The organism is Cellulophaga sp. (assembly GCF_039943695.1).
GTDB lineage: Bacteria > Bacteroidota > Bacteroidia > Flavobacteriales > Flavobacteriaceae > Cellulophaga.
The window spans coordinates 1-3,290 of the sequence record NZ_JBDVAA010000146.1 but is presented as its reverse complement, the minus strand read 5'-3'; the positions used below and the strand labels follow the sequence as shown (position 1 = coordinate 3,290).

At 30.9% G+C, this 3,290-nt stretch carries 7 protein-coding genes; all 7 read left to right on the top strand.

The genetic code is table 11. The features are described 5' to 3' along the window. On the top strand, positions 1–472 hold a 472-nt coding region (folE, locus tag ABJD66_RS09585; RefSeq protein WP_348130861.1), incomplete at its 5' end, for a GTP cyclohydrolase I FolE. A gap of 4 nt (positions 473–476) precedes the next feature. Beyond that, positions 477–698: a hypothetical protein gene (locus ABJD66_RS09580; RefSeq protein WP_013622727.1), complete on the top strand. Its 222-nt coding sequence runs from the start codon at positions 477–479 to the stop codon at positions 696–698. A 96-nt stretch (positions 699–794) separates the two neighbouring features. Beyond that, positions 795–1,478 carry an SDR family oxidoreductase gene (locus ABJD66_RS09575; protein WP_348130858.1) on the top strand — a complete coding sequence of 228 codons (684 nt, stop codon included), beginning with the start codon at positions 795–797 and terminating at the stop codon, positions 1,476–1,478. Between the two features lie 15 nt (positions 1,479–1,493). Further along, positions 1,494–2,027 (top strand): glutathione peroxidase, encoded by a 534-nt coding sequence (locus ABJD66_RS09570; RefSeq protein ID WP_348130856.1) that lies wholly within the window; start codon positions 1,494–1,496, stop codon positions 2,025–2,027. Between the two features lie 3 nt (positions 2,028–2,030). Continuing rightward, the gene (locus tag ABJD66_RS09565) at positions 2,031–2,216 is read left to right on the top strand and encodes a Lacal_2735 family protein (RefSeq protein WP_348130853.1); all 186 of its coding nucleotides are present in this window, start codon (positions 2,031–2,033) and stop codon (positions 2,214–2,216) included. Next, complete coding sequence (locus ABJD66_RS09560) at positions 2,203–2,664, top strand: TspO/MBR family protein (protein WP_348130850.1); 462 nt, start codon at positions 2,203–2,205, stop codon at positions 2,662–2,664. The genes ABJD66_RS09565 and ABJD66_RS09560 overlap by 14 nt, the downstream gene beginning before the upstream one ends. Positions 2,665–2,666: 2 nt before the next feature. Next, positions 2,667–3,134 carry an SRPBCC family protein gene (locus ABJD66_RS09555; RefSeq protein ID WP_100895728.1) on the top strand — a complete coding sequence of 156 codons (468 nt, stop codon included), beginning with the start codon at positions 2,667–2,669 and terminating at the stop codon, positions 3,132–3,134. The last annotated feature ends 156 nt before the right edge of the window (positions 3,135–3,290 follow it).

Below are 3,290 nucleotides of genomic sequence, written 5' to 3'. Positions count from 1 at the left end.
ACCAAAACGTGTTGCAAAAATGTATATTGATGAAATATTTTGTGGTTTAAACCCAAAAAATAAGCCAAAAATTGCTTTATTTGAAAATAAATACCAATATAACCAAATACTTGTTGAAAAAAACATTACTTTTTACTCTAATTGTGAGCACCATTTTGTTCCAATTATAGGTAAAGCGCATGTTGCCTACAAATCATCTGGTAACGTAATAGGGTTGTCTAAATTAAATAGAATTGTACAATACTATGCTAAAAGACCACAAGTACAAGAGCGCTTAACCAACCAAATTGGTGTAGAGCTTCAAAAAATATTAAAAACAGAAGACGTTGCTGTTATAATAGATGCAAAACATTTATGTGTAGCATCTAGAGGTGTAAAGGATGACACCTCTACCACAGTAACTGCTTTTTACGGTGGTGAGTTTAATAACGCTACCAAAATAACAGAAATACAAAACTATTTAAAACATTAACAATATGGAGATTATAGATAAAGCATTAGAGTTTGAGAAGAGAAAGATGAAGTCATTATCTAACAGCGAAAGAGTAGAAATTTCTCGCGAAGCTAAATCCCTTATTCTTGAGCTTAATACTATTTACAAAGAAAATAAGGACGAAGAGATTATGGATTTGATGAAGCGCCTTACTGCTATTAAACGTAAAGTAGAAAAAAGGCTAAATATGCAGCCACTACCATAGTGTTGTTACCATAAAACACCCATAAATATCTACAAATAATTGGCAAATTCTACTTGTCCAACAGGTATTCTTTTGCTTAAATTTAAATAATTATTGATGAAAACTACCGTTATTATTGGTGGTAGCAAAGGAATAGGTTTTGCTATTACAAAAGAACTTGTTGCTACCCATAAAGTTGTTGTAATTAGCAGAACTGCGCCAGAATTAGAACATCAAAATCTTAAACATTACACCTGTGATGTGCTTACAGACAATTTACCAGAATTAGAGACTGTAGACAACCTTATTTATTGTCCCGGGAGCATCAATTTAAAACCCATAGGACGCTTAAGCATAGAAGACTTTAAGCAAGATTTTGAAATTAATGTTATTGGTGCAGTAAAAACAATCAAGCATTATTTAAACACTGTAAAAAAGGGAGATGCCCCATCTATTACACTATTTAGTACTGTAGCTACAAAATTAGGAATGCCTTACCATGCTAGTGTTGCAACATCAAAATCTGGTGTAGAAGGCCTTGTTAAATCTTTAGGAGCAGAATTAGCACCTACAGTGCGTGTAAACGCAATAGCACCTACAGTTACAAATACAGATTTAGCAGCTAAGTTACTTCGTAATGATAAAATGATAGAAAACATTAAGGACAGACACCCTTTAAAGCGTTTTTTAGATCCTACAGATGTAGCACATATGGCTAACTTTCTAATTAGTGAAAAAGCACGAAGCATTTCTGGTCAAATTTTAGAAGTAGATTGCGGAATTGTAAATTTTAAATTATAAATGAAACAATTAGCTATGATTACGTTACTTACTATATTTTCTTCTTGTGCGTCCAAGCAAAAAGCAGAACCTAAAACAAGTATTTACGATATTAAAGTAATTGGTTTAGAGGGCAATCCTATTAATTTATCTGACTTTAAAGGTAAAAAAATACTTTTTGTAAATGTTGCTTCTAAATGTGGATTCACAGGTCAGTATGAAGAACTACAGAAGCTTTATGATACTTACAAAGATAATTTAATGATAATTGGCGCTCCTTGTAACCAATTTGGAAGTCAAGAATCTGGAACTGAAGAGGAAATTAAAACTTTTTGTCAGAGAAACTATGGCGTCACTTTTTTGATGACCGAAAAGTTAAATGTAAAAGGAGATCAACAACACCCTTTATACACTTGGTTAACTAAAAAAGAATTAAACGGAAACTCTAGCACCTCTGTAAAATGGAATTTCCAAAAGTATTTGGTAGACGAAGAAGGCAAATTTGTAGACTACTACTACTCTACTACAAATCCGCTTAGTAAAAAAATAACAAAGCATTTAACACCATAAATTATGTTTGGATTATTTAAAAAGAAATCACCCATAGAAAAGTTGCAAAAGCAATACCAGCAATTAATGAAAGAGTACCACGCTCTTTCTACCAGTAACCGTGGAGCTAGTGATGCCAAATTTGTAGAAGCAGAAGCTATACAAGATCAAATTGCTTTATTAATGAAAAAAACCAATGAAACTAGCTAAATACATTATTCTATTTTTAGTACTAAACTTTGGTGCGCTTGCACTAGGTGTTTTATTGATGGATAATGGTGCACAATCTAATTGGTATTTACAACTAAATAAAGCTCCTTGGACGCCTCCAGGATGGGTTTTTGGTGCAGCTTGGACAATCATTATGGTTTGTTTTTCTATCTACTTGGGAATTTTAGTAAAACTTAGTAAAAACTTTAAGTTTATCTTCTTATTTGTTATTCAGTGGTTTTTAAACGTAGGTTGGAACTTTGCTTTTTTTAATCAACATAATATTAGTATTGGCCTTATTATAATTACAGCTTTAACTTTTTTTATACTTTATATATCAACTAAATACAAAAACATTTTAAAATATAAATCACTTTTACTTTTACCCTACATAATTTGGCTGTTTATAGCAACATCTTTAAACGCTTATATCTTAATTTATAACTAAGTATGAAGATTTATACACTACATAAAAAACAAAAACTTCCTATAAGCGTAGAACAGGCTTGGGAGTTTTTATCAAAACCAGAAAATTTAAAAACAATAACTCCAGACTATATGGGATTTATTATATTATCTGGTGCAGACAGGCCAATGTATCAAGGACAAATAATACAATATATTGTTACTCCTGTTTTAGGTATAAAAACCAAATGGGTTACAGAAATTACCCATATGGTAGAGAACAAATATTTTGTAGATGAGCAACGTTTTGGTCCGTATGCGTTATGGCACCATAAACATTTTATAAAAGAGATAGATGGTGGCGTAGAAATGGAAGATATCATAGACTACAAGGTTCCGTTTGGAATTTTAGGACAACTAGTTCAGCCATTTTTAGTTAAACCAAAACTTGAAGAAATTTTTAACTATAGAAAAGAAAAACTAGAAGCTCTTTTTGGAGTGTATAACAAATAGTAAGTAGCATTATATTTCTATTACAATTGTTATTCTGTTTTTTTTGAGTATCTTTTATTTTCGTTTAAATTTTAACAGTATTCTTTTTTTAAGACTACTGCATTTAAAATAAGTGTAAATGATAGACATACTTAGGTTAATGTTTGAATTTTGTGC

Bases quoted from the DNA above. Each gene is read 5' to 3' on its own strand.
- ABJD66_RS09580 (WP_013622727.1), top strand. From the start codon at position 477: ATGGAGATTATAGATAAAGCATTAGAGTTTGAGAAGAGAAAGATGAAG.
- ABJD66_RS09575 (WP_348130858.1), top strand. From the start codon at position 795: ATGAAAACTACCGTTATTATTGGTGGTAGCAAAGGAATAGGTTTTGCT.
- ABJD66_RS09570 (WP_348130856.1), top strand. From the start codon at position 1,494: ATGATTACGTTACTTACTATATTTTCTTCTTGTGCGTCCAAGCAAAAA.
- ABJD66_RS09565 (WP_348130853.1), top strand. From the start codon at position 2,031: ATGTTTGGATTATTTAAAAAGAAATCACCCATAGAAAAGTTGCAAAAG.
- ABJD66_RS09560 (WP_348130850.1), top strand. From the start codon at position 2,203: ATGAAACTAGCTAAATACATTATTCTATTTTTAGTACTAAACTTTGGT.
- ABJD66_RS09555 (WP_100895728.1), top strand. From the start codon at position 2,667: ATGAAGATTTATACACTACATAAAAAACAAAAACTTCCTATAAGCGTA.